Source organism: Sphingomonas sp. 3-13AW, from assembly GCF_049311085.1.
In the GTDB taxonomy this organism is placed as follows: Bacteria; Pseudomonadota; Alphaproteobacteria; order Sphingomonadales; family Sphingomonadaceae; genus Sphingomonas.
In genome coordinates this window covers 71486-95311 of record NZ_JASNVZ010000009.1, presented here as the reverse complement: position 1 = coordinate 95311, position 23826 = coordinate 71486, and the positions used below count along the sequence as shown (strand labels likewise).

Here is a 23826-nt window from a genome sequence, read left to right as displayed (position 1 = left end):
CGATGGTCCTTGCCGTCGCGGCGACACTGGTTTCGGGCGCCCCTCCCCGCATTGCCATAGCGAGCCAGGTCGCAGCGCCCACAGCGCCTGCACCGGCTCCGGCGCTCGTCTATCCGATCACCGCGCGCATCGTCGCGCGCTACCCCCATGATCCCAAGGCCTTTACCGAGGGGCTGCTCTGGCACGACGGCGCTCTCTACGAGAGCATCGGGCTGGAAGGTCGCTCGGAAGTCCGCCGCGTCCGGCTGGAGGATGGCAAGGTGCTCGCCCGCGCGACCCTGCCTGCCGACCAGTTCGGCGAAGGACTGGCGCTGTGGAACGGCACGCTGGTCAGCCTCACCTGGACGACGGGGATCGCCCATCGCTGGGATGCCAAGACCCTTCGGCACCTGGGCAGCTTTCGCTACACCGGCGAAGGCTGGGGTTTGGCAAGCGACGGCCGGATGCTCGTGCAATCCGACGGTTCGCCCGTGCTGCGATTCCGAGATCCCGAAAGCTTCAAGGTGCGGCGGGAACTGACGGTGACCGCCAACGGCCTGCCGGTCCGCAACCTCAACGAAGTCGAGGTGGTGGACGGCGCCATTTACGCGAACGTCTGGCACCGCAACTATCTCGTTCGCATCGATCCGGAGAGCGGCGCGGTAACCGGGCTGGTCGACCTCTCGCCGCTGGTGGCTGAGATCGCCGCAACCGACCCGGAGGCAGTGGCAAACGGGATCGCCTGGGATCCCGCGAAGCGCCGGCTGTTCGTTACCGGCAAGCTGTGGCCGACGCTGTTCGAGATCGCGCTGGAGCCGGCAGGCTGACCGCGAGACTGCGCTAGGTCGCCATCCCCAGCAGCGTCGCGATCCGGTCCGCCTCTGCCGCAGGCTTGTCGCGGCGGATGCGCGCGATGCGGGGGAAGCGCATCGCCAGCCCCGACTTGTGCCGGCGCGAGGCATGGATCGAGTCGAAAGCCACCTCCAGCACCAACGTCTTCTCGACCTCCCGCACCGGGCCGAAGCGCTGGACCGTGTTGGTCCGGACGAAGCGGTCGAGCCACTTGAGTTCCTCGTCGGTAAACCCCGAATATGCCTTGCCGACCGGCAGCAGTTCACCGCCCTCGGCCGGATCGCCGGTCCAGCAGCCGAAGGTATAGTCGGAATAGAAGGACGAGCGCTTTCCGTTGCCACGCTGCGCGTACATCATCACGCAGTCCGCGGTGAGCGGATCCCGCTTCCATTTGTACCACAAGCCGACGCGCCGGCCCGCCACATAGGGACTGTCGCGGCGCTTGAGCATGACGCCCTCGATCGCAGCGCCGCGCGCGCCCTCCCGCACCGCCTCGAGCGCGGTAAAGTCGGGAGCCTCGATCAGCTTCGACACATCGAACCGCTCCGGGTCGAGCGCGGTGGTGAACCGCTCCAGCGCGGTGCGCCGCTTACTCCAGGGGAGCGCACGCAGGTCCTGTGTGCCGTCGAAGAGAATGTCGTAGAGGCGGACAAAGGCGGGGTAGTCGGCGAGCATCCGCTTCGACACGGTCTTGCGCCCCAGGCGTTGCTGAAGCGCGTTGAAACTCGCCGCTCCATCGGCGCCGCCCAGGGCATGGCCCTGCGCCTCGCCCTTCACCAGGAGTTCGCCGTCCAGCACCCCGACGCTCGCAAAGGCGGCGGCGACTTCTGGGAAGCTGCCGGTGATGTCGTCGCCCGCCCGGCTATAGAGGCGGGTCTCGCCGCCGGCATGCACCAGTTGCACGCGGATGCCGTCCCACTTCCACTCGGCGGCATAGTCGGCGAGATCGACGCGCCCATCCTCGAGCGGATGGGCGAGCATGAACGGGCGGAACACCGGCAGGTTGGCGCTGTCGGGTTGCGGCGCATGCCCCTCGGCCCAGGCGAACAAGGGGGCATAGGGAGGTGTCAGCCCGTGCCACACCTCCTCCACCGCCTCCACGTCCAGTCCGAACGCCTGGGCAAGCGCGGTCTTCGCCAGCCGGGCCGAGACGCCCGCGCGTAAACCGCCGGTCGCAAGCTTCAGCAGGGCGAAGCGCTCATCCGAATCCAGCTGGTCGAGCATTGCCGCCAGCACTGCGGGCGCATCGCTGCGCGACAGCGCCGCCAAGGTGTCGACGACCTGCGCGAGCGGCAGAGGCTCGGCGGTACGGGCGGCAGCGGTGCCGGCGACGGGTTCCGGCCACAGCAGCGCCACCGTCTCGGCCGTGTCACCGACGAAGTCGCGGCTCATCCCGAATAGCACCGGATCGACCCGCGCCTCGATCATCGCCCGAACGGTGGCGGGTTTGACTGCGGGCAGGTCGAGATCGCCCGTCAGGGCCGCGATCGCCCATCCCCGGTCGGGATCGGGCGTCGTGCGCAGGTAATCGCCGATCAGGCGGAGCTTGGCATTGCGCGAACGGGTGTAGATCAACCGGTCGAGCAGGTCGGCGAACGCACGCATGCCGGATCAACCCGCCGGTGCCGTGCTTGGTTGCGTCGGCGTCACGATCCGCCGGGCGCATGCCAAAAGAACGGCCGCCGATCAGGGGATCGACGGCCGACAGACCGGCCCAGCCGGCAGGCATAGGGGGCGCGGCCGGCGAACCGGCCGCGAAGACGCGCTAGTCTATCGCGTTCTTGATCCCCTTGCCGGCGATCAGACCCAACACCAGCAGCACGACGAAAATCGCGACCGCGATGAAGAACAGGATCTTGGCGATGTCGACAAACGCGCCGCCGATTCCGCCGAAGCCGAGAACGCCGAGTACAAGCCCGGCGATCAGGAAGATGATGGCCCAACGCAGCATGGCATTTCCTCTCCAATAGCTATGGGACATCAACCGAGCGGCGGGGCGGATCGTTCCGTCCGGTCATCGAATGGGTATCAGCCCTTGCGGCCAGCCTCGAACAGGAACCACGCACGCTCCTCGGCAGCATCGATCCACTCGTCGGCCAGGCTGCTGGTCGCGGTGTCGCCTGCGTTCTCGGCCGCTTCCCGCGCCGCACGGAGCGTCTCGACGAGCTTCAGATTGTCGTCGCGAAGGATGCTCAGCATCTCGGCAGGCGCCACGAAGTCGCGGTCATCGTCTGCCAGCTGCTGGCGGCGCGCAATGTCTCCGATGGAACGGAGCGTCGTCCCGCCGGTCTTGCGCACACGCTCTGCGATCACATCGGTGACGCCCAGGATCTGCGTAGCCTGATCGTCCAGCATCAGGTGGTAATCACGGAAATGCGGGCCGGAAACGTGCCAGTGAAAGTTCTTCGTCTTGAGATACAGCGCGAAGCAATCCGCCAGCGCCCCGTTCAGCGCATCCGCAACGCTGCGGACCTTGTTGCTGTTGAGGTCGGTTGGGGTGTCGAGCGCCGGGTTGGTGTCAGCCATGAATTCCTCCGGGGTTACTGATTCGGCAATGCAACGAAGTGAGCCCCGAATAGCTCCCGTTCCGGTCGCTCCAGCAATCGGAAACTCAGCCGAGACGAAGCGCCCGGACGGCGACCCATGCGCCGGCGATCAGGAACAGCGCGGAAACGGCAAGTCGGGCGGGGCGCCGTGGCCAGCCGCACCAGGCGCGCTCTCCCAGGACAACAGCCACCGCGCCGACCGCGATCGCCGCTACGGCCGCCCCCCCGGCCGCAAGCGCGGGCGCGACACCCCAGGCAGCGATGGCGAGCGCCAGGAACTGGCTGCGATCGCCAAAGGCGAGGATGAAGATGCCCAGCAGGGCGGTGGTGACACTGCCGGTCCGCCAGCCCGCGAGCCGATCCGCGAGCCTGGGCCGCGGGAATCCTCCCGCCCCTGCCGCGATCAGCGCCACGCCCAGCAGCAGCGCGCGCGCATTGCTGCTCATGCCCGGCGCAAGCACCGCGCCACCGGCCGCCGCCAGCGCAAAGCCCATGACGTGCGCCACCGCCAGACCAAGGGTCACGCCTGCGCGGCGCCCGAATCGGTCGGCAAGCACGGCCGACAGCCGTGCTGGTGGATCGAAGATCTGCGCAAGCAGCACCGCTACGAACGCGGGAACCAGTGTCTCCATCGGCGGGCCGGGTCAGCCTGCCAGGCGCACCGAGCACGCCGCCGCATAGACCGCCCCCGAATCGCCCGGGCCGCGCTGCGCCAGCGCATCTTCCAAGATGGTGACCAATCCCTGCAGCAGTGCGCCGCGCTCGCCCCGGGCCAGTGCCGCATCGATCGCGCGGATGACCGGTGCGGCCGCCACCAGCCCCTGCGCCGCGGCCATTCGCCGGATGTCCTCAACCTCCGCAGCGAGCCGACTGACCGGGCCGCGCCCACCGGCGCCGCGCAGAATCGCCAGACCATCCTCGAATCCGGTGGGGCCGCCTACAACTGCCTCGATCATCGCTTGGGCCCTCTCCTTGGCTTGCGGCGGCATGGTGCCATGCCTGCGTGAAGGAACGATGAAACATGGGGAGCAGGCCAGCAAGCGACGTGTTAGCCTTGACATCTGCGGGCAGGTGACGCATGCGGCCCAACCTGTGGGCGGCCGCGGTTTGCGCGCCGCTTTTCGTTTTTTCAACGCTGTCCGGTACTGCGAACCGAAGGATTTCAGGGTCATGGCAAAGCCGACCACCGTCAAGATCAAGCTCGTCAGCTCGGCCGATACCGGCTTCTTCTATGTCACCAAGAAGAACCCGCGCACGCAGACGGAGAAGCTGAGCTTCCGCAAATATGATCCCGTCGTGCGCAAGCACGTCGATTTCAAGGAAGCCAAGATCAAGTAAGCGGCTGCCGCTCCGCTGGACGGAGCGGCCTCAGCCGGCCAGCGCCGCGTCCGCCGTCTCCTCGGCCTGACGCGGCAGCAGCGCCCGCACCTCCTCGACGAATCGCACCACCGAGATCGGCTTGGTGACATAGGCGTTCGCGCCTGCCGCCCGGATTCGCTCCTCGTCCTCGCGTCCGACATAGGCGGTCACCGCCATGATCGGGATGTGCCGGAGCTTTGCATCCAGCTTCAGACGACCGATCAGCTCCAGCCCGGACATGTGCGGCAGCTGGATGTCCGTGATGATCAGGTCCGGCACGAACGCGCGTGCCCGCGCCACCGCTTCCCGCGCGTCGCGCACCGGCTCTGTCTCGAACCCATGCACCCGCAGCAGGTCGCAAAACAGCTTCAGATTGAGTTCGTTGTCCTCGACAACGACGACCCTTTTTGTCACGCCCTAGACCCGCTTGTTGATCCCCGAGGTACTACGGCATGCCGCCCCACGAAACAAACGCCGAAGCAGCGGCCACGCTGGCGCTCGGCGCACTGGGTTGGATGCTTGCCGATACAGAGCGAACCCGCCGGTTCCTCGACGTGACCGGGATCACCCCTGACATCCTGCGTGCGCGCGCCAATGCGCCCGCGTTCCTGGCGGCCATGATCGGCTACCTCGAGAATTTCGAACCCGACCTGATCGCCTGCGCCGAGGCGCTGGAGGTCGGACCTGAGGAACTTACCCGCGCGCGCCGCGTCCTGGAGCAACGATGAAGCCACTGCTGATCTGCGACTGCGACGAAGTTCTGCTGCACATGGTGCGACATTTCCGGGACTGGCTCGACACCGACCACGACATCGAGCTGCACCTGGCGGAAGGCAGCTTTGAAAGAGCGATGCGCCATCGCCCGGGCGGCGACGTCGTGAAGCGGGAGACGATGTGGTCGCTGATCGACGGCTTTTTCCCTGCGCAGATGGAGCGGCAGACGCTGGTGCCTCACGCGCAGGAGGCGCTGGCGGCGCTCGCCGAGCGCGCCGAGATCGTCGTCCTGACCAATCTGCGGGACCATTGCCGCGAGTCGCGGATCAGCCAGCTTGCCAGCCACGGCATCGTCCACCGGGTGGAATGCAACCAGGGTCCCAAGGGCGAGCCGGTCGCTCGGCTGGCGGCGGAACACGGCAACCCGGTGACCGTGTTCGTCGACGATCTGGCAACCCACCATGATTCGGTGGCGCAGCATGCCCCGGGGGTCCACCGGCTGCACATGGTGTCGGAGCCGAGCCTGGCGCCGCATGTGCCGCCCGCACCGGCAGCGCATGCCCGCATCGACGACTGGCGCGTGGCCCAGACGTGGATCGCGGCACGCTTTGACGCAGGGGTTCCGGCGGAGGCTTGACCCCCGCCCGGCCGCGCGGGATGACTTCCGCCATGGCAACCGACATCCTCGCAAAGCTGGCCCAACTCGGCCTTACCCTTCCCGAAGCAGCAGCGCCGGTCGCTGCCTATGTCCCCGCGGTCGAGGCCGGCGGGCTCCTCCACATCTCGGGTCAGCTGCCGTTCCGCGACGGCGCGCTGATGACCGGCCGCCTGGGCGAAGACCGGGACCTGGAATTCGGCGTCGAGGCCGCACGCCGGTGTGCGCTGATGCTGCTGGCACAGGCACAGAAGGCCGCCGGCAGCCTCGACCGCGTGGCGCGGGTCGTGAAGCTCGGAGTCTTCGTGAACAGCGCGGGCAGCTTCACCGACCAGCCAAAGGTCGCGAATGGCGCATCCGAGCTAATGGTCGCCGTATTCGGCGATGCCGGCAAACATGCCCGCAGTGCCGTGGGCGTGCCCGTACTTCCGCTGGGCGCCGTAGTCGAAGTCGACGCCATCCTGGAACTTCGTTAACGCGGTATTGTTGCTGCGACGCAACATTCCGTCACAAAAGTTATTGCTGCTGAAACAAGCATTGTATCCGCGCCCTCTGACCGGCACGTTGGTGTCGCGTCACAGGGGGTGCGGACGACACCCCAGGGCGCAAGCAGGAGGAGAACCATCACCTCAAGGGGGTCACGATGCGCTTCTCCAGATTACTTCTTTCGATCTTCGCCGCCGTCGGTAGCGTTGCACCTGCCTGGGCACAGGAAACCGATCCGCCCCAGCCTATCACCGTCAGCGGCAGCGCGACGGTAACCTCCGACTATCGCTTCCGCGGTGTATCGCAGAGCGACAAGGAAGTGGCGGTCCAGGGCGGCATCACCATTGCACATGAAAGCGGCTTCTATGTCGCGACCTGGGGCTCCAACCTCGCGGGGTGGGGAACCTTTGGCGGCGCCAACCTCGAGCTCGACCTGGTGGCGGGCTTCAAAGGAGAGGCCGGCAACGCCGCCTATGACGTCGGCGTGACCTGGTACACCTATCCGGGCGGTGCGGACGAGAGCGACGTGGTCGAGCTCTACGGCAAGCTTTCCGGCACCGCAGGCCCGGCCAACCTGACCGCGGGCGTCTTCTACGCGCCCAAGCAGACGTCGCTCGGCAACTTCCTCGTCCATCCGGACGGCGATCGCGGCGACAACCTCTACCTGTCCGGAGACGGCACCGTCGGCATTCCGAGCACCCCGCTCACCGCGAAGGCGCACATCGGCTATTCCAACGGCAACAAGGGGCTTGGGCCCAACGGCACGAGCCTGTCGCCGACGGGCGAGTATTTCGACTGGCTGCTGGGCGTCGATGCAACCTGGAACCAGCTCACGCTGGGCGTCGCCTATATCGACACCAACATCTCCCGCCGCGAGTCGGCCTATCTAGGGTCCGGCTTCGGCAAGACGACGAACGGCAGTTCGATCGCGGGCAGCACCGTGGTGGTGTCGCTTACCGCAGCCTTCTGATGCAGCCCTGCTCCCGCGCGTGCGGGAGCAGCAGCCGCACCCGAGAGGCAAGCAAAAAGGGCCGCGACTCGCGTCGCGGCCCTTTTTGCTTCGCCGAGTGTCGCCTTACGGCGTGGTGCGGGCGGTCTGACCGTCGCCTTCGGGTGCGGCGATGATGTCCTGGGTGGTCGAGCCCTTGTCGACGACGTTCGTGTCGGGATCGGCGAGGCCGGAGCGGACGCCCGCCGCGGCGGCGGCGTTGCCGCCGGCCTGGTTGACGGCCGCACGCTCACCGGCGCTGCGCTGCGCCTCTCCACCGAACATCGCCTGCAGCGCCTGGGTGGAAGCGCCGGCTTCCTGCGGACGCGGCGCGCCCGGCTGCGGAGGAATGAGCGCGAAATCGGGCGGGATGATCAGCGGCGCCTGACGCGCGACCGCGAATTCATCGGGACGGGCACGATTGAGCCCCGACGAGCCACAACCCGCCAGAGCAACGACGAGCACGATGCTCGCGGCGGCATGGACCTTACGCATTTACCTTCTCCCCAGCGGGCGTTTCGGCAGGCTTGTCGCGCACCAGCACGGCGCGGACAAGCAGGATCAGCACGCCGATGGTGATGGCGGCATCGGCGACATTGAAGATCAGGAACGGACGCCACGTTCCGAAGTGCAGGTCGAGGAAGTCGACGACATAGCCGAAGCGGACGCGGTCGAGGATGTTGCCGAGCGCCCCGCCCAGCACCAGGCCAAGGGCGAACAGGTCGGGCCGGCTCTTTTCGCGCAGCATCCACCAGGCGACGCCGCTGGCGATCGCCGCAGTCAGCAGCACCAGCGCCCAGCGCATCACGCTGCTGTCGGCCGGCAACAGACCCAGCGACACGCCGACATTGGGCACGAAACGCAGGTCGAAGATCGGCAACAGGACGAGTTCGTCCCCCGGCTGGGAAACGCCCAGCGGGCCGGTCACGACGAACTTCACCACCTGGTCGACGATGAAGATCAGGCCGGCGAGCAGGAAACCGTAAAGACGGGTACGTTGCATGGTCACGATACTACCTCGGCACAGCGGTGGCACAGCGCATCGTCCTCTGCAACTTCGGGCAGGTGGCGCCAGCAACGGCCGCATTTCAGTTTGTGGGTACGCGTGACACCCACACCATCCTCATCGGTCTTACCCTTGGCGACTGACGCGACGATGAACGCCTCGGCAAGGGCAGCCTCGTCCAGCGGCAGCGTGGGAACGGTGACTTCCGCCTCAAGGCTGGAGCGCACGACCTTTTCGCGACGCAGCGGCTCGATCGCCTCGGTCACCCGCTCGCGCAGGCGACGGACGTCCTCCCAGTTGGTGGACACCGCATCATCGCCGGGCAGCGCCGGAAGTTCCGGCCATTCGAGCAAATGCACGGATCCATCCTCGCTGGGATAGCGCGCCTGCCATACTTCCTCGGCCGTGAAGGCGAGAATCGGAGCGGCATAGCGGACCAGCGCGTGGAACAGCAGGTCGAGCACCGTGCGATACGCGCGGCGCTTGGGATCATCGGCCGCGTCGCAGTAGAGCGAGTCCTTGCGGATATCGAAGAAGAACGCCGACAGATCCTCGTTGGCGAAATCCATCAGGGCGCGCGCGTAGCGGTTGAACTCATATGCCTCGGCCGCCGAACGCAGTTCCACGTCGAGCTTGCCGAGCAGGTGGAGCACATAGCGCTCCAGTTCCGGCATGTGGGCGACCGCAACCCGCTCCGCATCGGTGAAGCCGTCGAGCGCGCCCAGCAGGTAGCGGAAGGTGTTGCGCAGCTTGCGATACGCGTCGCCGGTCCCGGCAAGCACTTCCTTGCCGATGCGGACGTCCTCGAAATAATCGGTCTGCGCGATCCACAGGCGCAGGATGTCGGCGCCCGATTCGCCGATCACCTTCAGCGGATCGACGACATTGCCCAGGCTCTTGGACATCTTGCGGCCGTTGCCGTCGAGCGCGAAGCCGTGGGTCAGCACCGCCTCATAGGGCGCGCGACCGCGGGTGCCACAGCTTTCCAGCAGCGACGACTGGAACCAGCCGCGATGCTGGTCCGAACCCTCGAGATAGAGGTTGGCGCGGGTGCCGGCGCCATAGCGCGCTTCGACCACGAAAGCGTGAGTCGAACCCGAGTCGAACCACACGTCGAGGATATCGGTGACGACTTCATAGTCCTCAAGCGCGTAGTCCGCGCCGAGCAGCGCCTGATGATCGGCCTGGAACCAGGCATCGGCGCCCCCTGCACGGAAGGCGTCGAGGATGCGGGCGTTGACCGCCGGGTCGCGCAGATAGGCACCGGTCTGGCGATGCACGTAGAGCGCGATCGGCACGCCCCATGCGCGCTGGCGGCTGATCACCCAGTCCGGACGGCCCGACACCATCGACGCGATGCGGTTGCGGCCCTTTTCGGGGACAAAGCGGGTGTGTTCGATCGCGTCGAGGGCGAGTTCGCGCAGCGTGGCGCCGTTGCCAGCGACGGTTTCCGCGCCCTCATCCACGGCATCGGTGGCGGCGGCGTCCATCGGGATGAACCACTGCGGCGTCGCGCGGAAGATCACCTTGGCCTTGGAGCGCCAGCTGTGCGGATAGCTGTGGCGGAAGTCGTCCGACGCGGCGAGCAGCGCGCCGGCTTCCCGCAGGTCGCGACAGATCGGCCCTTCCTCAAGCTTCCCGCCGTTGCCGGACGCGGTGAACTTGGGGTTGATGACGCTGCCCTGGCCGCCGAGCCAGGCCCAGTCCTCGCGGTATTTGCCGTCGCCGGTGACCGCGAACACGGGGTCGATGCCATAGGCCTTGCACAGCGCGAAATCGTCTTCGCCATGGTCGGGTGCCATGTGGACGAGGCCGGTACCCGCGTCAGTGGTGACGAAATCGCCCGGCAGCATCGGGCGCGGCTTGGCGAAGAAGCCGCCGAGCGCGTGCATCGGGTGACGCGCGACGGCGCCTGCAAGGTCGGAGCCCTTGCCCGACCAGACGATGCTAACACCCAAATCCGATGCAGGCGCAATCCGATCGATGAACGACGTCATCAACGAGCGTGCGATCAGAACGACCGGGGCACGGTGACCATGCCGGAGGAAGTCAGCAGTGATCGCGCCTAGCGACAGCGCAACGTACTCAACCTCCGGCCCGTACGCCAAAGCCTGATTGACCGGGATCGTCCAGGGCGTGGTCGTCCAGATCACCGCATGAGCGCCGACCAGTTCCGGCGCGTTGGGCGCCTCGACGATCTCGAAGGCGACGTCGATCTGGGTCGAGGTGATGTCCTCATACTCGACCTCGGCTTCGGCGAGCGCGGTCTTTTCGACCGGGCTCCACATCACCGGCTTGGCGCCGCGATAGAGCTGGCCCGATTCGGCGAACTTGAGCAACTCGCCCGCGATCGTCGCCTCGGCCTCGAACTTCATGGTGAGGTAGGGGTCTTCCCAATCGCCGAGCACGCCCAGGCGCTGGAACTGGCCCTTCTGCACCTCGACCCAATGCGCGGCATAGGCGCGGCACTCAGCGCGGAACTCGGCCGGGGGTACCTCGTCCTTCGACCGCTTCTTGGCGCGATACTGTTCCTCGATCTTCCACTCGATCGGCAGGCCGTGGCAGTCCCAGCCCGGCACGTAGGGCGCGTCCTTGCCCATCAGCGTTTGCGAGCGGACGATGATGTCCTTCAGGACCTTGTTCATCGCATGGCCCATGTGGATGTCGCCGTTGGCGTAGGGCGGGCCGTCGTGGAGGATGAAGCGTTCGCGCCCCGCGCGCTCGCGGCGCAGGCGATCGTACAGCCCGATGCGGGCCCAGCGATCGAGGATCGCAGGCTCCTTGGCGGCAAGGCCCGCCTTCATCGGGAAGTCGGTCTTCGGCAGGAAGACGGTGTCGCGCCAGTCGCGCTTCGCGTTCGGTTCGTCGGTCATGGAACCGCGCCGATTAGAGGATGCGGGGCCGGGGGTGAAGCGCGAAGTGGCCGGCGGCGTCCGTCAGCCGGGACAAGCACCGCTCAATCGCGGCAATATCCCTCGCCCGGCTTCACCGTCAGGCAGTCTTTCTTGTCGGCCAGCCACTTCAGCCCGGTCGCCTCGCCATCGGTGGCGGTCAGGATCTGGGGACCGTCGGGACGCGTGAAGCGGATCACCTCGCCGTCGGCGACTCCGGGAAAGCTGCCCTTGTCGTCGAGCGAATATTGCATCTCGAGCGTATAGTGACCCGGCCCGGCAGCAGGGTCCGCGGAGATCACCAGGTTGAGCCCCTCGACCCCGCGCCAGCGCCCGATCCAGCCATCCGTGACTACGGTGTTCGCGGCGGTCGTGCGCTGCGGCGTCGGCGTCGGCGTTTCCACAGGGGCGGCCGCGGGCGCGGCGTGGCCGCTGTTTCGCACTGCCTGCTCTACCGCTTCACCTTCTGCCCGGCGCACGTCGCGCTGTCCGCAAGCCGTCAGCACCAAGAGCGTCGTCAACCAGATCGTAGAGCGCATCGCGTTCCTCCCGCCATGGGCAGCCTGTCTAGCCTTCACGAAGCCATAGGGCTAGGCAGCAAGCACTTCCCGACTTTCAAGGCCCGTTCCATGCCCCATCGCATCGCCATCGCCTCCGACCACGCCGCCGTTTCGCTGAAGGCCGCGCTTGTGGAATGGCTGCGCGAGGCCGGTCATGCCGTCGTCGACCTGGGACCAGAGGGCGCGGCGAGCGTCGACTATCCGGACTATGGCTATGCCCTGGCGCGGACGGTGAGCGGCGGCGACGCGGACTTCGGCGTTGCGCTGTGCGGATCCGGCATCGGCATCTCGATCGCCGTCAATCGCCACACCGGCTGCCGCTGCGCGCTGGTCAGCGAGCCGCTGTCGGCGCGGCTGGCCCGGGAACATAATGATGCCAACGTGCTGGCCATGGGCGCGCGGCTGGTCGGCATCGAGATGGCGAAGGCGTGCATCGAGACGTTCCTCGCCACGCCCTTTGGCGGGGAACGCCATCAGCGCCGCATCGACAAGCTGACCCAGCCGCAGCTCGGCTGAGCTGCACCCATTTTGGGAAGCAACGGGTAGCCTTCCCGGGCGCAGGGGCTTAAAGGCTCGGCCGAACGGCCAGCCGGGCCCCAGGAGGCGCATCCATGAGCAGCAACCCGCAGACCCTCGATCAGGTACAGCCTGACGGCTTCTTCACCCGCGGCCTGGCCGACGTCGATCCGGCAGTGTTCGCCGGCATCGAGCATGAGCTCGACCGCGAGCAGACCCAGATCGAGCTGATCGCGAGCGAGAACATCGTCTCGAAGGCGGTGCTCGAGGCGCAGGGTTCGGTATTCACCAACAAGTACGCCGAAGGCTATCCGGGCAAGCGCTACTACCAGGGCTGCGCCCCGTCGGACGAAGTCGAGACGCTGGCGATCGAGCGCGCCAAGCAGCTGTTCGGCTGCGGCTTTGCGAACGTGCAGCCGCATTCGGGCGCGCAGGCGAACGGCGCAGTGATGCTGGCGCTGACCAAGCCGGGCGACACCATCCTGGGCATGAGCCTGGATGCGGGCGGCCACCTCACCCACGGCGCCAAGGCGGCAATGTCGGGCAAGTGGTTCAACGCCATCCAATATGGCGTGCGCGAGGAAGACCATCTTATCGACTATGATCAGGTCGCGCGCCTCGCCCATGAGCACAAGCCCACGCTGATCATCGCCGGCGGCTCCGCTTACCCGCGCCACATCGACTTCGCCCGCTTCCGCGCGATCGCCGACGAAGTGGGCGCGAAGTTCATGGTCGACATGGCGCACTTCGCCGGCATCGTCGCCGCGGGGCTCCACCCGACCCCGTTCGGCCACGCCCACGTCGTCACCACCACCACCCACAAGACCCTGCGCGGTCCGCGCGGCGGCATGGTGCTGACCGATGACGAGGCGATTGCGAAGAAGATCAACTCGGCGGTGTTCCCGGGCCTCCAGGGGGGTCCGCTGATGCACGTCATCGCCGCCAAGGCAGTGGCATTCGGCGAGGCGCTCCGCCCCGAGTACAAGAGCTATATCGCCGCCGTCGTCGAGAACGCGAAGGTGCTGGCAGCGACCCTGAAGGAGCGCGGCAGCGACATCATCGCGGGCGGCACCGACACCCATCTGGCGCTGGTCGACCTGCGCCCGCTGGGCATCACCGGCCGTGACGCCGACGAGGCGCTGGAGCGTTCGGGCATCACCTGCAACAAGAACGGCATTCCCTTCGATCCGCTGCCCCCGGTCAAGACGAGCGGCATTCGCGTCGGCACCCCGGCCGGAACGACGCGGGGCTTCGGCACCGCCGAATTCCGCGAGATCGGCAACATGGTCGCCGACGTGCTCGACGGCCTGGCTGCCAAGGGCGAGGCGGGCGATCCGCTGGTCGAAGCCGGGGTCCGCGAGCGGGTTCGCGCGTTGTGTGCTCGGTTCCCCATCTACGGAGGCTGACATGACGGATTTCTCGAAGGACCCGGAGAAGAAGGCGCTCGGCAAGAGCATGGCGAAATGGGGTGCGCTCGGCGCCGTGATCGCCATCCCCCTGCCCTTCGTCGGCCCGGTGATCGGCGCCGCGGCGGGCGCCGGCTATGCCTATCTCAAGGGCAAGAAGCGGACCTGAATGCGCTGCCCATTCTGCGGACATGATGCCAGCCAAGTAAAGGACAGCCGCCCCACCGAAGATGGGGCGGCGATCCGCCGGCGCCGTCAGTGCGAGGCCTGTGCCGCGCGCTTCACCACCTTTGAACGCATTCAGCTGCGGGAACTGTGGGTGTTGAAGAGCGAGAACCGCCGCGAAGCGTTCGACCGCGACAAGCTGCTCCGCTCGGTCGCGATCGCGACTCGCAAGCGCCCGGTCGAACAGTCGCAGATCGAACGGCTCGTCTCCGGCATCCAGCGGCAGCTCGAGACGACCGGCGACAGCGAAATTCCGTCCCAGCGCATCGGCGAGATGGTGATGGACGCGTTGAAGGGGCTCGACTCCGTCGCCTACATCCGCTTCGCCAGCGTCTATAAGGATTTCCGGGAAGCCCGCGACTTCGAGGCGTTCGCCGGCAACGTCGCGGAAGTGGGACGGGACTAGCTCCCAGCGCCCCCATGCGCGGCACCTGCCAGCCCGAAGCCAGAAAGAACAAAGACCGTGCCCACACCGCCCCCCGTCATCGTGCTCGTCCGCCCGCAGCTGGGCGAGAACATCGGCAAGGCCGCGCGGGCGATGCTCAATTTCGGACTGGTGGAAATGCGGCTCGTCTCGCCGCGCGACGGTTGGCCCAATCCACAGGCCGGGCCTGCGGCAAGCGGCGCCGACGTGGTGCTGGAGCAGGCGCGCGTGTTCGACAGCGTTGCCGAGGCGGTCGCGGACTGCTCGCACGTCTATGCCACCACGGTCCGCAAGCGCGGCGTCACCAAGCCGGTCGTGACGCCCGACGAAGCCGCGCGCGCGATCCGCAGCGACGGCGGTCGCGCAGCGATCCTGTTCGGGCCGGAACGCTCGGGGCTCGAAACCGACGATGTGGCACTTGCCCGCACCATCATCACCGTGCCGATCAACCCGGAGTTCGGCTCGCTCAACCTCGCCCAGGCGGTGATCCTGGTGGCCTATGAATGGTCGAAGGGCGCCGCGCTTGCGAGCCCGCCCGAAACGGAGATCGACCCGCCGGCCCCGCACGAGGAGCTGGAAGGCATGATCGTGCAGCTCAACCAGATGCTGGAGGAGGGCGGCTATTTCTTCCCGCCCGATCGCGCGCCCACGACGCGGCGGATGCTGCGGACGCTGCTCACGAAGCCCGGCTGGTCCGCACAGGAGGTACGCACGGTCCGCGGCGTGCTCTCGACCCTCGCCCGCCCGCGGGCGCGGTAACGCCCGCAAGTCAGACCGGCGTGTTACCGCCGGTCGAACGCCGCAAGCTCATAGGCGATCGAGGCTTCGACCAGCTGTTCCCACAGATCGCCGACGACATCCTCCGGCACGCCCAGCCGCACCGCTTCTGCCCGCGCATTGGCAATCACCTCGGCCTTGCGGCCCTCGTCGCGGACGTGGCCGCGCTCCGGCTTGATGCGGGCAGCGGCATCCATATAGGCGAAGCGGCGCGCGAGCAGCGCGACGAGCTCGCGATCGAGCTGGTCAACGCCGGCGCGGACTTCGGCCATGGTGGTGCAATCGGGACCGGAAAGGATCGTCATGCCGCGCGCCTAGGCGAGCGGGCCCTTGGCTGTCCAGCTTGACTCGTCCGCCTCCCTTCGGCTAGGCGCGCGCCTTCGCAATTGGCTCCGCACCCCGGTGAAGCGGCAGCCCTGCCGGTCGGTTTCCGATCCCAGCAGAGCGAATACCGGGATCCGCGATCGCCCCAGGGTGATCACCGTTGTTGCAGTTGCAAGGTATCTATTATGTCGAAGCGCCATAGCGCCAAGTACAAGCTCGACCGTCGTCTCGGCGAGAACATCTGGGGCCGTCCGAAGAGCCCGGTCAACAAGCGTGAATATGGCCCCGGCCAGCACGGTCAGCGCCGCAAGGGCAAGATGTCGGACTACGGCATCCAGCTGCGCGCCAAGCAGAAGCTCAAGGGCTATTATGGCGACGTGACCGAGAAGCAGTTCAAGCGCACCTACGAAGAAGCGTCGCGCATGAAGGGCGACACCGGCCAGAACCTGATCGGCCTGCTCGAGCAGCGCCTGGACATGGTGGTCTATCGCGCCAAGTTCGCGCCGACCATCTGGGCCGCACGCCAGATCGTCAGCCACGGCCACATTCGCGTCAACGGCGTGAAGTGCAACATCGCGTCGCGTCGCGTCCGTCCGGGCGACGAGATCACGCTGGGCAGCAAGGCGCAGGAAATGGCGCTGGTGCTCGAAGCGCAGGGTCTCTCCGAGCGTGACATCCCGGAATATGTCGCTCCCGACGGTGCGGCCAAGGTGACCTTCACCCGCGTGCCGACCCTCGACGAGGTGCCGTACCCGGTGAAGATGGAACCGAACCTGGTCGTCGAGTTCTACTCGCGCTGATCCGGTACGGACCGCGGCCTTCGCCGCGGACCATCGCCAGAACAAGAAGGGCGGCCCTTGCGGGCCGCCCTTTCTCGTTTCGGCCCTGCCCCGGGTTTGCCCCGCCGGGACTGGCTGTGCCACAAGGCGCCCGACGTTCGATCTTCGGAGAATTCATGCGCGCACTTCTGCTCGCCGCGGTACTGCCGCTGGCCGCCTGCTCCGCCTCAACACCTTCGACGCCCGTTTCCGTCGAGACGCTCAAGACGGTCACCCAGACCCTCTCTTCCGATGCGTTCGAAGGACGCGCACCCGGGACTGCGGGTGAGGAAAAGACGCTCGCCTATCTGGTGGAACGGTTCCAGGCAGCCGGGCTGAAGCCGGGTAACGGCGGCAGCTGGTTCCAGGACGTGCCGCTGGTCGAGATCACTGCGCGCAACGTGTCGCCGCTGACCTTCACCGGCGCCGGCCAGCCCATCGCACTGCGCTACGGCCCCGATATGGTGGTCGCCACCTATCAGGTCGCCCCGCGCGTCGACCTGAAGAACAGCGACGTCGTGTTCGTCGGCTATGGCATCAACGCGCCCGAGAAGGGCTGGAACGACTATGCCGGCGTCGATGTGAAGGGGAAGACGGTGGTGATCCTGGTGAACGACCCGGATTACGAATCGCCCGGCCTCGTTGGACCGTTCAACGGCAAGGCGATGACCTATTACGGCCGCTGGACCTACAAATATGAAGAGGCGGCACGCCAGGGCGCTGCTGCCGCGATCATCGTCCATGACACGGTGCCCGCCGCCTATGGCTGGAACGTCGTCCAGTCGAGCTGGACCGGCCCGCAGCAGGTGGCGGATGCCGCCAACGGCCATATGGACCAGTCCAAGGCGATCGGCTGGATGCAGCTCGATGCCGCACGCCGGCTGTTCGCAGGTGCCGGCCAGAACCTCGACACGCTGACGGCCGCTGCCAAGCGCAAGGGCTTCAAGGCGGTGCCGCTCACGGGCGTGGAGGCTTCGGTCAGCTTCGACAACCAGGTTCGCCGCCACGCGTCCAAGAACGTGGTCGGCATCCTGCCGGGCACCGAGCGTGCCGACGAAGTGGTGCTCTACACCGGCCATTGGGACCATCTCGGCCGCTGCGAGGCGGCACCCGATGGCGATGACATCTGCAACGGCGCGGTCGACAACGCGAACGGCGTGGCGGCGCTGGTCGCGCTGGCGGAGGCCAATGCCAAGGCTGGGCCAACGCCGCGGTCGCAGGTGTTCCTGGCCGTGACCGGCGAAGAATCGGGCCTGCTCGGCTCCGCCTATTACGGTGCAAACCCGATCTACCCGCTCGCCAAGACGGTGGGTGGCGTCAACATCGACGCGATGTCGATGGCCGGCCCGGCGCGCAACATCGTCGTGGTGGGCAAGGGCAAGTCGGAGCTGGACGACTATCTCAACCGTGCGCTTGGCGCACAGGGTCGGGTCGCCACGCCCGAGCCGACGCCGCAGAACGGCTATTACTATCGTTCGGATCACTTCAGCCTCGCCAAATATGGCGTGCCGATGCTGTATGCGGAGGCGGGCGAGGATCTGGTGAAGGGTGGCGCCGACGCCGGCGCCGCTGCCGCCAAGGACTACACCGACAACCGCTACCACGGGCCCAAGGACGAATATGATCCGAACTGGAACTGGGACGGCGTCGTCCAGGACGTGACGCTCTATTATCAGGTCGGCCGCGAGCTTGCGACGACCAGCGCCTGGCCGAACTGGGTAGAGGGCGACGAATTCCGCGCCATCCGCGACCGCAGCCGCGCCACCGTACGGTAACAACGGCGATGTTCACCGAACCGCGCGTCGGCTGTGGCGCGGCCATCATCCTGGACGATCGCATCCTGCTGGTGCGGCGGCGGCGTCCCCCCGAGATCGGGCATTGGGGCCTTCCCGGCGGCAAGATCGACCTGTTCGAGACGGCCGCCGCCGCGACCGAGCGCGAGGTGAAGGAGGAGACCGGCATCACCATCACGGCGGACACGCTGCTGTGTGTCGTCGATCACATCGATCGCGCGGCCGGTACCCACTGGATCGCGCCGGTTTTCCTGGTCCGATCCTTCGAGGGGACGCCGGAGAACTGCGAGCCGGAGAAGCACGACGGCGTGGAATGGTTCGCGCTCGACGCCTTGCCCGAGCAACTGACCATTTCCACGCGGATCGCCGTTGATGCGTGGCGGCGGCGCGGGTAGCCACCCTTTTCGGGGCGCGCGGCGGACGCTAAGGACGCGGCCATGATCACGCCTCCCCCCGCCGAATGGGCCCGCCACGACGCCGTCTGGATCGGCTTTCCCAGCCATCCCGAGCTCTGGCTCGAAGACCTTGAACCCGCCCGCGAGGAAGTCGTCGCCTTCGCCCGGGCCGTCCACGCCGATGGCGCCGGTGAACGCGTGCTGCTGGTCGCGGCGAACGCGGATGCTGCCGAGGCCGCGCGCGCGATGGCGGGCGACGCCGCCGAGGTGGTGGTCGAGCCCTTCGGCGACATCTGGCTGCGCGACACGGCCGCGATCCTGGACGGCGACGGCCGCGCCCATGACTTCGCGTTCAATGGCTGGGGCGGCAAGTACGACCTGCCGGGCGACAACAGCGTCGGTGCCGGGCTCGCCCGCCAGCGCGGCATTGCCGCCGAAACGCATGACTGGATCATCGAGGGCGGCGCCATCGACGGCGACGGTACCGGCCTGGTCGTCACCACCGAGCAGTGCCTGCTGAACCCGAACCGCAATGGCGAGGGCTTCACCCGCGACAAGGCGGAGGCGCTGCTGCGGGCGGACCTCGGCTTCACGCGTTTCCTGTGGCTGGGCGACGGGCTGCTCAACGACCACACCGACGGCCATGTCGACAATCTCGCGCGCTTCGTCGGCCCGAACCGGCTGGCGATCCCGGAAGCGGCCGAGGATGATCCCAATGCCGACGTGTATCGCGATGCGGCCGAGCGCGCCCGGGCAGCCGGCGTCGAGCTGGTCCGCATCCCCTCCCCCGGCCGGGTCGAGTCGGAAGACGAGGTGATTCCGGCAAGCTACATGAACTTCTACATCGGCAACGCCGCGGTGGTGGTGCCGGTCTATGGCCAGCCGAGCGACGACGCCGCGGTGGCGGCACTCTCGGCGATCTTCCCGGACCGCAAGGTCGTGGGGCTGCGCGCCGACCACATCCTGACCGGAGGCGGCAGCTTCCACTGCATCAGCCAGCAGATCCCGAGCCGCTGAGGATCGAGGGGCGCGGCAGGTGGCTGCCGCGCCCAAATCCGGCACTGGCAACCCGGCGCGGTTCGACTACATAGCCGGCATGACCGAAATTACCGTCGCCGCGCTGCAGCTCGCCTTTTCCAACGACATCGACGCCAACATCGCCAACGTCAGCCGCCTGGTGCGGGAGGCGCACGCGAAGGGTGCGCAGGTAATCCTGCCCCCGGAATTGTTCGAAGGCGAATATTTCTGCCGCGTCGAGGATGAGGGGCTGTTCGCGAACGCCAAGCCCCTGGGCGAGCACAAGGCCGTCCTGGCGATGCAGGCGCTCGCCGCCGAGCTCAAGGTCCATATCCCGACCAGCTTCTTCGAGGCCGACGGCCCGCATTACTATAATTCGCTCGCGATGGTCGGACCCGACGGGAAGGTCCAGGGCGTCTATCGCAAGAGCCACATCCCGGATGGCCCGGGCTATGAAGAGAAATTCTACTTCCGCCCCGGCAACACCGGATTTAAGGTCTGGGACGGACCTGCCGCCAAGCTCGGCGTCGGCGTGTGCTGGGACCAATGGTATCCTGAAACCGCGCGCGCGATGATGCTGATGGGCGCGCAGCTGCTCTTCTATCCGACCGCGATCGGCAGCGAGCCGCATGACACCAGCCTCGACACCGCGCGGCTGTGGCGGCGCGCCATGCTCGGCCACGCCGTGTCGAACGTCGTCCCCGTCATCGCCGCCAACCGCGTCGGTACCGAGCACGGGCAGACCTTCTACGGCACCAGCTTCATCTGTGATGAGCGCGGCGACATCCTGGCCGAGCTGGACCGCGAGGAAGAGGGCGTCATCACCGCGGCCTTCGACCTCGACCGCGTGGCACGCCACCGCGCGGCCTTTGGCTTCTTCCGCGACCGCCGGCCGGAACTCTACGGCCGGCTGACGCAGGACATCTGACGCGGCGGCGTCAGGCGACGCCGTCGCGCAGCTGCAGCGCCCGCTCGAACACCGCCTCGAACATCGGCTGGGTCAACCGGCCGGTGTTCTGGTTGTAACGCGAGCAATGATAGCTATCGATGAGGATGCGGCCGTCCGGCATGCGATGTTCGGCGAGATGGCCGAACTTCGCCTTGGGCAGCTTGCCGCCCAGCGCCTTCACCGCCGACTGGTGCGCGATCTGGCCGAGTGCCACGAAAACGCGCACCCGCGGCAGCGCCGCAATCGGCGCCTCAAGAAACGGCCGGCAGGTGCGGATTTCCTCGGGCGTCGGCTTGTTCTCCGGGGGCAGGCACCGCACCGCATTGATGAGCATCACGCCCTTGAGCTCGAGCCCGTCGTCGGGGCGCGCGTCGAACACCCCTTCCGACAAGCCGAACTTGGCGAGCGTGTCGTAGAGGAGCGCGCCGGCATAATCCCCGGTGAAGGGCCGCCCGGTGCGGTTGGCGCCATGCTTGCCCGGCGCAAGACCGATGACGCCCAGCCAGGCATCGGGATCGCCGAACGCCGGCACCGGCGCGTTCCACCAGTCGGGATACTCCAGCCGCAACGCCTCGCGAAACGCGACCAGGCGCGGGCAGAAGGGGCAATCGTGGGAGGGTTCGGTGGCGCGAAGCGGGCTGGCAGCAGACATGGCGCTGCGGTAGGCGCGCTGGCATGGCCAGGGCAAGCTATGCGATCGCGATCGGCTCGAATCGCCCGGGGCGGCATGGCCGACCGGAACGGGAAGTCGCGGCTGCGCTAAAGGCTCTGGGCGGCGTCGTGGCGGTGGGGCCCGTCGTTCGCAGTGCGCCGCTCGGCCCCTCGCTCCGCCGCTACGCCAACACGGTCGCGTTGATCGAAAGCCCGCTGTCGCCTCCGGAAATGCTCGCGCATTGCAAGGCAATCGAGCGCCGCTTCGGCCGACGCCGAGGGCGCCGCTGGGGCACGCGCGTGATCGATCTGGACCTGGTGCTCTGGTCGGAGGGCGCGTGGGCGAGCCCCGGATTGATCGTGCCCCATAAGGAATTCCGCACGCGCGACTTTGTGCTGGAACCGCTCGCCCGGCTGGTCCCCGACTGGCGCGATCCGGTGAGCGGGAGTACGATCCGCCAGCTGGCGTGCAGCCTTCGACGGCCTCGGGCGGTTGACCGGATCGCTTCGGCTCCGTAGGGCGCGCGGCAGGCGTGGTGCGCGGATCGAACCGCTCATCCCCGACACGCTGGAAACGGTGCGGGCTCGTAGCTCAGTTGGTAGAGCAACGGACTTTTAATCTGTAGGTCCCGGGTTCGAATCCCGGCGAGCCCACCACTTCCGATACGTTGCACGGGCCGCGCGGCGGCTGCGACGCTCCGCCATTGCCTCTGTCGCCTCAGGCTGCGAGACGCCGGACATGGATTCCACTCTCGTATCGATGGACAAGGAAACGCGGGCATCGGGCCGCCGGCCGTGGGTGCTGATCGCGGGCGTAGTCGTGGCGATCGCGCTCCTTGCCCTCCTGTTCCTGGCTTCCGTGATCGCGCGCGGCAACGCCCTGGCGTTCGACCGGACCCTGATCCTGGCGATGCGGGTGCCCGGCCACCCGGACATCCCGATCGGCCCCGCCAAGCTGCCCTCGATCGCGCGCGATATCACCGCGCTTGGGAGCGGCACCGTGCTGACGCTCGTGGTCACGCTGGCAACGGCGCTGCTGCTGATGCGGCGGATGTGGCGGACGGCCGCGCTGACGCTTGTCGCGACGATCGGAGGCGCCAGCATGGTGTCGCTACTCAAGCAGCTGTTCGCGCGCGCGCGGCCCGACCTGGTCGAGCATCTGATGCGGGAGACGTCGTCAAGCTTCCCGTCCGGGCACAGCGCCAACAGCGCGATCGTCTATCTGACGATCGCGACCCTGTTGTTCCCGATGATCCGGGAGGCGCATGTGCGGCTGTTCGTGGTCGTGGCCACGATGACGATCGTCGGCCTGATCGGGATCAGCCGCGTTTATCTGGGCGTGCACTGGCCGAGCGACGTGCTCGCCGGCTGGATCTTCGGCGCGCTATGGGCGCTCGGCTGCTGGCGCCTGGAGATCGGGCTGATGGCCCGATCCCGGCACCGCGCAGCGTCAGGCGGGCCTGCGCTCGGCTAGGGCGCGTTCCCAGGCGAGTGCATCGGTGACGATCCGGTCGAGGTCGTCATATTGCGGCCGCCACGGCAGCGCCGCCAGGATCGCGGAATTGTCCGCCACCAGTGCGTCGGGGTCGCCGGGGCGGCGCCCTTCCATCCGCCGCTCGATCTTCAGGTTGGTCACGCGATCGACCGCATCGAGAACCTGGTTGACCGAATAGCCCCGGCCATAGCCGCAGTTGAGCGTGTGGCTGTCCACCGGCCGTGCGATCAGCAGGTCGAGCGCATGGACGTGCGCCGCCGCCAGATCCGACACATGGATATAGTCGCGCACGCCGGTACCGTCCTCGGTCACAAAGTCGGTGCCGAACACCGAGACGTGGCTGCGCTTGCCGGTCGCCGCCTCGACCGCGACCTTGATGAGGTGGGTGGCGCCGGCAGTAGACTGGCCGGAGCGGCCCTGCGGGTCGGCGCCCGCCACGTTGAAATAGCGCAGCGCGCAATAGTTGATCGGATGCGCGGCGGCGACGTCCTTCAGCATGATCTCCGTCATCAGCTTGGACATGCCATAGGGATTGATCGGCGCCTTGGGGGCGTCTTCGCGGATCGGCACATGGTCTGGGATGCCATAGGTCGCCGCGGTCGAAGAGAAGATGAAGTGCTTCACCCCACTCGCGACGGCGCTTTCGATCAGCGAACGGCTGGCTGCGGTGTTGTTGCGATAATATTTGAGCGGATCGGAAACCGATTCGGGAACCACGACAGAGCCGGCGAAGTGCATCACCGCGATCACGCCGTGCTCGCGCATGGCAGCGCGGACGGCCGCCTCGTCCTCGATCGCCGCCTCGACCAGCGTCGCGCGCGGGTCTACCGCCCAAGAGAAGCCGGTCACGAGATTGTCGACCACCACGACACGCCATCCGGCATCGAGCAACGCCAGCACCGCGTGGCTGCCGATATACCCCGCCCCACCCGTGACCAGGACCGAACCGTCGCGCATGTACAATTTCCCTTCGCCGTGACCTCTCAGGCGTAGCAGCGGC

At 67.4% G+C, this 23826-nt stretch carries 31 protein-coding genes and 1 tRNA gene; 19 read left to right on the top strand and 13 right to left on the bottom strand.

Annotated features, from left to right (window positions below; genetic code table 11):
• Window positions 1-2: 2 nt before the first annotated feature.
• Entirely contained in the window at window positions 3-806 is an 804-nt protein-coding gene (locus QP045_RS11615; protein ID WP_422515144.1) for a glutaminyl-peptide cyclotransferase, read from the top strand.
• Window positions 807-819: 13 nt separating this feature from the next.
• Here the strand turns inward: QP045_RS11615 and QP045_RS11610 are convergent, their stop codons facing one another.
• The 5 genes from QP045_RS11610 to QP045_RS11590 form a co-directional block, all read right to left on the bottom strand.
• Window positions 820-2436 carry a cisplatin damage response ATP-dependent DNA ligase gene (locus tag QP045_RS11610; protein ID WP_422515143.1) on the bottom strand — a complete coding sequence of 539 codons (1617 nt, stop codon included), beginning with the start codon at window positions 2434-2436 and terminating at the stop codon, window positions 820-822.
• 160 nt (window positions 2437-2596) lie between these two features.
• Window positions 2597-2782, bottom strand: a complete 186-nt coding sequence (locus QP045_RS11605) for a DUF1328 domain-containing protein (protein ID WP_422515142.1) — start codon at window positions 2780-2782, stop codon at window positions 2597-2599.
• A gap of 77 nt (window positions 2783-2859) precedes the next feature.
• Window positions 2860-3357, bottom strand: coding sequence for a Dps family protein (locus tag QP045_RS11600; protein ID WP_422515141.1), 498 nt, complete (start codon window positions 3355-3357; stop codon window positions 2860-2862).
• A gap of 85 nt (window positions 3358-3442) precedes the next feature.
• Window positions 3443-4009 carry a TMEM165/GDT1 family protein gene (locus QP045_RS11595; protein WP_422515140.1) on the bottom strand — a complete coding sequence of 189 codons (567 nt, stop codon included), beginning with the start codon at window positions 4007-4009 and terminating at the stop codon, window positions 3443-3445.
• Window positions 4010-4021: 12 nt separating this feature from the next.
• Window positions 4022-4549: a hypothetical protein gene (locus QP045_RS11590; RefSeq protein WP_422515139.1), complete on the bottom strand. Its 528-nt coding sequence runs from the start codon at window positions 4547-4549 to the stop codon at window positions 4022-4024.
• Here QP045_RS11590 and rpmG point away from each other — a divergent pair.
• A complete protein-coding gene (gene rpmG, locus QP045_RS11585; protein ID WP_019516727.1) occupies window positions 4548-4715 on the top strand; it encodes a 50S ribosomal protein L33 in 168 nt (55 codons plus the stop codon). The genes QP045_RS11590 and rpmG overlap by 2 nt on opposite strands.
• 30 nt (window positions 4716-4745) lie before the next feature.
• Here rpmG and QP045_RS11580 read toward each other — a convergent pair whose 3' ends face one another.
• The gene (locus QP045_RS11580; RefSeq protein WP_422515138.1) at window positions 4746-5150 is read right to left on the bottom strand and encodes a response regulator; all 405 of its coding nucleotides are present in this window, start codon (window positions 5148-5150) and stop codon (window positions 4746-4748) included.
• A gap of 38 nt (window positions 5151-5188) precedes the next feature.
• Here QP045_RS11580 and QP045_RS11575 point away from each other — a divergent pair, with 38 nt between their 5' ends.
• From QP045_RS11575 to QP045_RS11560, 4 genes are all read left to right on the top strand, one after another.
• Complete coding sequence (locus QP045_RS11575) at window positions 5189-5464, top strand: DUF3572 family protein (RefSeq protein ID WP_422515137.1); 276 nt, start codon at window positions 5189-5191, stop codon at window positions 5462-5464.
• Window positions 5461-6087, top strand: a complete 627-nt coding sequence (locus QP045_RS11570) for an HAD family hydrolase (RefSeq protein ID WP_422515136.1) — start codon at window positions 5461-5463, stop codon at window positions 6085-6087. The genes QP045_RS11575 and QP045_RS11570 overlap by 4 nt, the downstream gene beginning before the upstream one ends.
• A 32-nt stretch (window positions 6088-6119) precedes the next feature.
• The gene (locus tag QP045_RS11565) at window positions 6120-6581 is read left to right on the top strand and encodes a RidA family protein (RefSeq protein ID WP_422515135.1); all 462 of its coding nucleotides are present in this window, start codon (window positions 6120-6122) and stop codon (window positions 6579-6581) included.
• A gap of 167 nt (window positions 6582-6748) precedes the next feature.
• On the top strand, window positions 6749-7561 hold the full coding sequence (locus tag QP045_RS11560; protein WP_422515134.1) for a TorF family putative porin: 813 nt from the start codon (window positions 6749-6751) through the stop codon (window positions 7559-7561).
• Window positions 7562-7666: 105 nt separating this feature from the next.
• On the opposite strand, the gene QP045_RS11555 is transcribed toward QP045_RS11560, so the two are convergent.
• From QP045_RS11555 to QP045_RS11540, 4 genes are all read right to left on the bottom strand, one after another.
• The gene (locus tag QP045_RS11555) at window positions 7667-8074 is read right to left on the bottom strand and encodes a DUF3035 domain-containing protein (protein ID WP_422515133.1); all 408 of its coding nucleotides are present in this window, start codon (window positions 8072-8074) and stop codon (window positions 7667-7669) included.
• A complete protein-coding gene (lspA, locus tag QP045_RS11550) occupies window positions 8067-8582 on the bottom strand; it encodes a signal peptidase II (protein ID WP_422515205.1) in 516 nt (171 codons plus the stop codon). Before lspA ends, QP045_RS11555 begins: the two co-directional genes overlap by 8 nt.
• A gap of 2 nt (window positions 8583-8584) precedes the next feature.
• Entirely contained in the window at window positions 8585-11458 is a 2874-nt protein-coding gene (ileS, locus tag QP045_RS11545) for an isoleucine--tRNA ligase (RefSeq protein WP_422515132.1), read from the bottom strand.
• Window positions 11459-11541: 83 nt separating this feature from the next.
• Entirely contained in the window at window positions 11542-12015 is a 474-nt protein-coding gene (locus QP045_RS11540) for a hypothetical protein (RefSeq protein WP_422515131.1), read from the bottom strand.
• 90 nt (window positions 12016-12105) lie between these two features.
• On the opposite strand from QP045_RS11540, the gene rpiB reads away from it, so the two are divergent.
• The 5 genes from rpiB to QP045_RS11515 all read left to right on the top strand — a co-directional run bounded on the left by rpiB (window position 12106) and on the right by QP045_RS11515 (window position 15366).
• Window positions 12106-12552 (top strand): ribose 5-phosphate isomerase B, encoded by a 447-nt coding sequence (gene rpiB / locus QP045_RS11535; RefSeq protein WP_422515130.1) that lies wholly within the window; start codon window positions 12106-12108, stop codon window positions 12550-12552.
• Between the two features lie 95 nt (window positions 12553-12647).
• Entirely contained in the window at window positions 12648-13958 is a 1311-nt protein-coding gene (glyA, locus tag QP045_RS11530; protein ID WP_422515129.1) for a serine hydroxymethyltransferase, read from the top strand.
• Between the two features lies 1 nt (window position 13959).
• Window positions 13960-14127: a hypothetical protein gene (locus QP045_RS11525; RefSeq protein WP_422515128.1), complete on the top strand. Its 168-nt coding sequence runs from the start codon at window positions 13960-13962 to the stop codon at window positions 14125-14127.
• A complete protein-coding gene (gene nrdR, locus QP045_RS11520; protein WP_422515127.1) occupies window positions 14128-14589 on the top strand; it encodes a transcriptional regulator NrdR in 462 nt (153 codons plus the stop codon).
• Between the two features lie 57 nt (window positions 14590-14646).
• Window positions 14647-15366, top strand: a complete 720-nt coding sequence (locus QP045_RS11515) for an RNA methyltransferase (RefSeq protein ID WP_422515126.1) — start codon at window positions 14647-14649, stop codon at window positions 15364-15366.
• 23 nt (window positions 15367-15389) lie between these two features.
• Here QP045_RS11515 and QP045_RS11510 read toward each other — a convergent pair whose 3' ends face one another.
• Window positions 15390-15689: a chorismate mutase gene (locus QP045_RS11510; protein WP_422515125.1), complete on the bottom strand. Its 300-nt coding sequence runs from the start codon at window positions 15687-15689 to the stop codon at window positions 15390-15392.
• A gap of 204 nt (window positions 15690-15893) precedes the next feature.
• Here QP045_RS11510 and rpsD point away from each other — a divergent pair, with 204 nt between their 5' ends.
• The 5 genes from rpsD to aguB all read left to right on the top strand — a co-directional run bounded on the left by rpsD (window position 15894) and on the right by aguB (window position 20659).
• Entirely contained in the window at window positions 15894-16508 is a 615-nt protein-coding gene (rpsD, locus tag QP045_RS11505) for a 30S ribosomal protein S4 (protein ID WP_422515124.1), read from the top strand.
• 155 nt (window positions 16509-16663) lie between these two features.
• Window positions 16664-18301 (top strand): M28 family metallopeptidase, encoded by a 1638-nt coding sequence (locus tag QP045_RS11500; RefSeq protein WP_422515123.1) that lies wholly within the window; start codon window positions 16664-16666, stop codon window positions 18299-18301.
• An 8-nt stretch (window positions 18302-18309) separates the two neighbouring features.
• On the top strand, window positions 18310-18714 hold the full coding sequence (locus QP045_RS11495; RefSeq protein WP_422515122.1) for an NUDIX hydrolase: 405 nt from the start codon (window positions 18310-18312) through the stop codon (window positions 18712-18714).
• A 42-nt stretch (window positions 18715-18756) separates the two neighbouring features.
• Window positions 18757-19731, top strand: a complete 975-nt coding sequence (locus QP045_RS11490; RefSeq protein ID WP_422515121.1) for an agmatine deiminase family protein — start codon at window positions 18757-18759, stop codon at window positions 19729-19731.
• Between the two features lie 79 nt (window positions 19732-19810).
• Window positions 19811-20659: an N-carbamoylputrescine amidase gene (gene aguB / locus QP045_RS11485; RefSeq protein ID WP_422515120.1), complete on the top strand. Its 849-nt coding sequence runs from the start codon at window positions 19811-19813 to the stop codon at window positions 20657-20659.
• 10 nt (window positions 20660-20669) lie between these two features.
• Here aguB and QP045_RS11480 read toward each other — a convergent pair whose 3' ends face one another.
• Window positions 20670-21332, bottom strand: a complete 663-nt coding sequence (locus QP045_RS11480; protein WP_422515119.1) for a uracil-DNA glycosylase — start codon at window positions 21330-21332, stop codon at window positions 20670-20672.
• Window positions 21333-21355: 23 nt separating this feature from the next.
• On the opposite strand from QP045_RS11480, the gene folK reads away from it, so the two are divergent.
• The 3 genes from folK (at window position 21356) to QP045_RS11465 (ending at window position 22805) form a co-directional block, all read left to right on the top strand.
• Entirely contained in the window at window positions 21356-21850 is a 495-nt protein-coding gene (gene folK / locus QP045_RS11475) for a 2-amino-4-hydroxy-6-hydroxymethyldihydropteridine diphosphokinase (protein WP_422515118.1), read from the top strand.
• A gap of 62 nt (window positions 21851-21912) precedes the next feature.
• A tRNA-Lys gene (locus QP045_RS11470) sits at window positions 21913-21988 on the top strand.
• 82 nt (window positions 21989-22070) lie between these two features.
• Window positions 22071-22805, top strand: coding sequence for a phosphatase PAP2 family protein (locus tag QP045_RS11465; RefSeq protein ID WP_422515117.1), 735 nt, complete (start codon window positions 22071-22073; stop codon window positions 22803-22805).
• On the opposite strand, the gene galE is transcribed toward QP045_RS11465, so the two are convergent.
• Window positions 22782-23783: a UDP-glucose 4-epimerase GalE gene (gene galE, locus QP045_RS11460; RefSeq protein WP_422515116.1), complete on the bottom strand. Its 1002-nt coding sequence runs from the start codon at window positions 23781-23783 to the stop codon at window positions 22782-22784. The genes QP045_RS11465 and galE overlap by 24 nt on opposite strands.
• Between the last annotated feature and the right edge of the window lie 43 nt (window positions 23784-23826).

Excerpts from the sequence above, each read along its gene's own strand:
- QP045_RS11495 (WP_422515122.1), top strand. The coding sequence starts at position 18,310 with ATGTTCACCGAACCGCGCGTCGGCTGTGGCGCGGCCATCATCCTGGAC.
- QP045_RS11560 (WP_422515134.1), top strand. The coding sequence starts at position 6,749 with ATGCGCTTCTCCAGATTACTTCTTTCGATCTTCGCCGCCGTCGGTAGC.
- QP045_RS11605 (WP_422515142.1), bottom strand. The coding sequence starts at position 2,782 with ATGCTGCGTTGGGCCATCATCTTCCTGATCGCCGGGCTTGTACTCGGC.
- QP045_RS11565 (WP_422515135.1), top strand. The coding sequence starts at position 6,120 with ATGGCAACCGACATCCTCGCAAAGCTGGCCCAACTCGGCCTTACCCTT.
- QP045_RS11465 (WP_422515117.1), top strand. The coding sequence starts at position 22,071 with ATGGATTCCACTCTCGTATCGATGGACAAGGAAACGCGGGCATCGGGC.
- QP045_RS11555 (WP_422515133.1), bottom strand. The coding sequence starts at position 8,074 with ATGCGTAAGGTCCATGCCGCCGCGAGCATCGTGCTCGTCGTTGCTCTG.
- ileS (WP_422515132.1), bottom strand. The coding sequence starts at position 11,458 with ATGACCGACGAACCGAACGCGAAGCGCGACTGGCGCGACACCGTCTTC.
- QP045_RS11610 (WP_422515143.1), bottom strand. The coding sequence starts at position 2,436 with ATGCGTGCGTTCGCCGACCTGCTCGACCGGTTGATCTACACCCGTTCG.
- QP045_RS11525 (WP_422515128.1), top strand. The coding sequence starts at position 13,960 with ATGACGGATTTCTCGAAGGACCCGGAGAAGAAGGCGCTCGGCAAGAGC.
- rpsD (WP_422515124.1), top strand. The coding sequence starts at position 15,894 with ATGTCGAAGCGCCATAGCGCCAAGTACAAGCTCGACCGTCGTCTCGGC.
- glyA (WP_422515129.1), top strand. The coding sequence starts at position 12,648 with ATGAGCAGCAACCCGCAGACCCTCGATCAGGTACAGCCTGACGGCTTC.
- rpiB (WP_422515130.1), top strand. The coding sequence starts at position 12,106 with ATGCCCCATCGCATCGCCATCGCCTCCGACCACGCCGCCGTTTCGCTG.
- QP045_RS11575 (WP_422515137.1), top strand. The coding sequence starts at position 5,189 with ATGCCGCCCCACGAAACAAACGCCGAAGCAGCGGCCACGCTGGCGCTC.
- nrdR (WP_422515127.1), top strand. The coding sequence starts at position 14,128 with ATGCGCTGCCCATTCTGCGGACATGATGCCAGCCAAGTAAAGGACAGC.
- QP045_RS11490 (WP_422515121.1), top strand. The coding sequence starts at position 18,757 with ATGATCACGCCTCCCCCCGCCGAATGGGCCCGCCACGACGCCGTCTGG.
- QP045_RS11540 (WP_422515131.1), bottom strand. The coding sequence starts at position 12,015 with ATGCGCTCTACGATCTGGTTGACGACGCTCTTGGTGCTGACGGCTTGC.
- folK (WP_422515118.1), top strand. The coding sequence starts at position 21,356 with ATGGCCAGGGCAAGCTATGCGATCGCGATCGGCTCGAATCGCCCGGGG.
- QP045_RS11500 (WP_422515123.1), top strand. The coding sequence starts at position 16,664 with ATGCGCGCACTTCTGCTCGCCGCGGTACTGCCGCTGGCCGCCTGCTCC.
- rpmG (WP_019516727.1), top strand. The coding sequence starts at position 4,548 with ATGGCAAAGCCGACCACCGTCAAGATCAAGCTCGTCAGCTCGGCCGAT.
- QP045_RS11510 (WP_422515125.1), bottom strand. The coding sequence starts at position 15,689 with ATGACGATCCTTTCCGGTCCCGATTGCACCACCATGGCCGAAGTCCGC.
- QP045_RS11570 (WP_422515136.1), top strand. The coding sequence starts at position 5,461 with ATGAAGCCACTGCTGATCTGCGACTGCGACGAAGTTCTGCTGCACATG.
- QP045_RS11615 (WP_422515144.1), top strand. The coding sequence starts at position 3 with ATGGTCCTTGCCGTCGCGGCGACACTGGTTTCGGGCGCCCCTCCCCGC.
- galE (WP_422515116.1), bottom strand. The coding sequence starts at position 23,783 with ATGCGCGACGGTTCGGTCCTGGTCACGGGTGGGGCGGGGTATATCGGC.
- QP045_RS11480 (WP_422515119.1), bottom strand. The coding sequence starts at position 21,332 with ATGTCTGCTGCCAGCCCGCTTCGCGCCACCGAACCCTCCCACGATTGC.
- QP045_RS11595 (WP_422515140.1), bottom strand. The coding sequence starts at position 4,009 with ATGGAGACACTGGTTCCCGCGTTCGTAGCGGTGCTGCTTGCGCAGATC.
- QP045_RS11590 (WP_422515139.1), bottom strand. The coding sequence starts at position 4,549 with ATGACCCTGAAATCCTTCGGTTCGCAGTACCGGACAGCGTTGAAAAAA.
- QP045_RS11600 (WP_422515141.1), bottom strand. The coding sequence starts at position 3,357 with ATGGCTGACACCAACCCGGCGCTCGACACCCCAACCGACCTCAACAGC.
- lspA (WP_422515205.1), bottom strand. The coding sequence starts at position 8,582 with ATGCAACGTACCCGTCTTTACGGTTTCCTGCTCGCCGGCCTGATCTTC.
- aguB (WP_422515120.1), top strand. The coding sequence starts at position 19,811 with ATGACCGAAATTACCGTCGCCGCGCTGCAGCTCGCCTTTTCCAACGAC.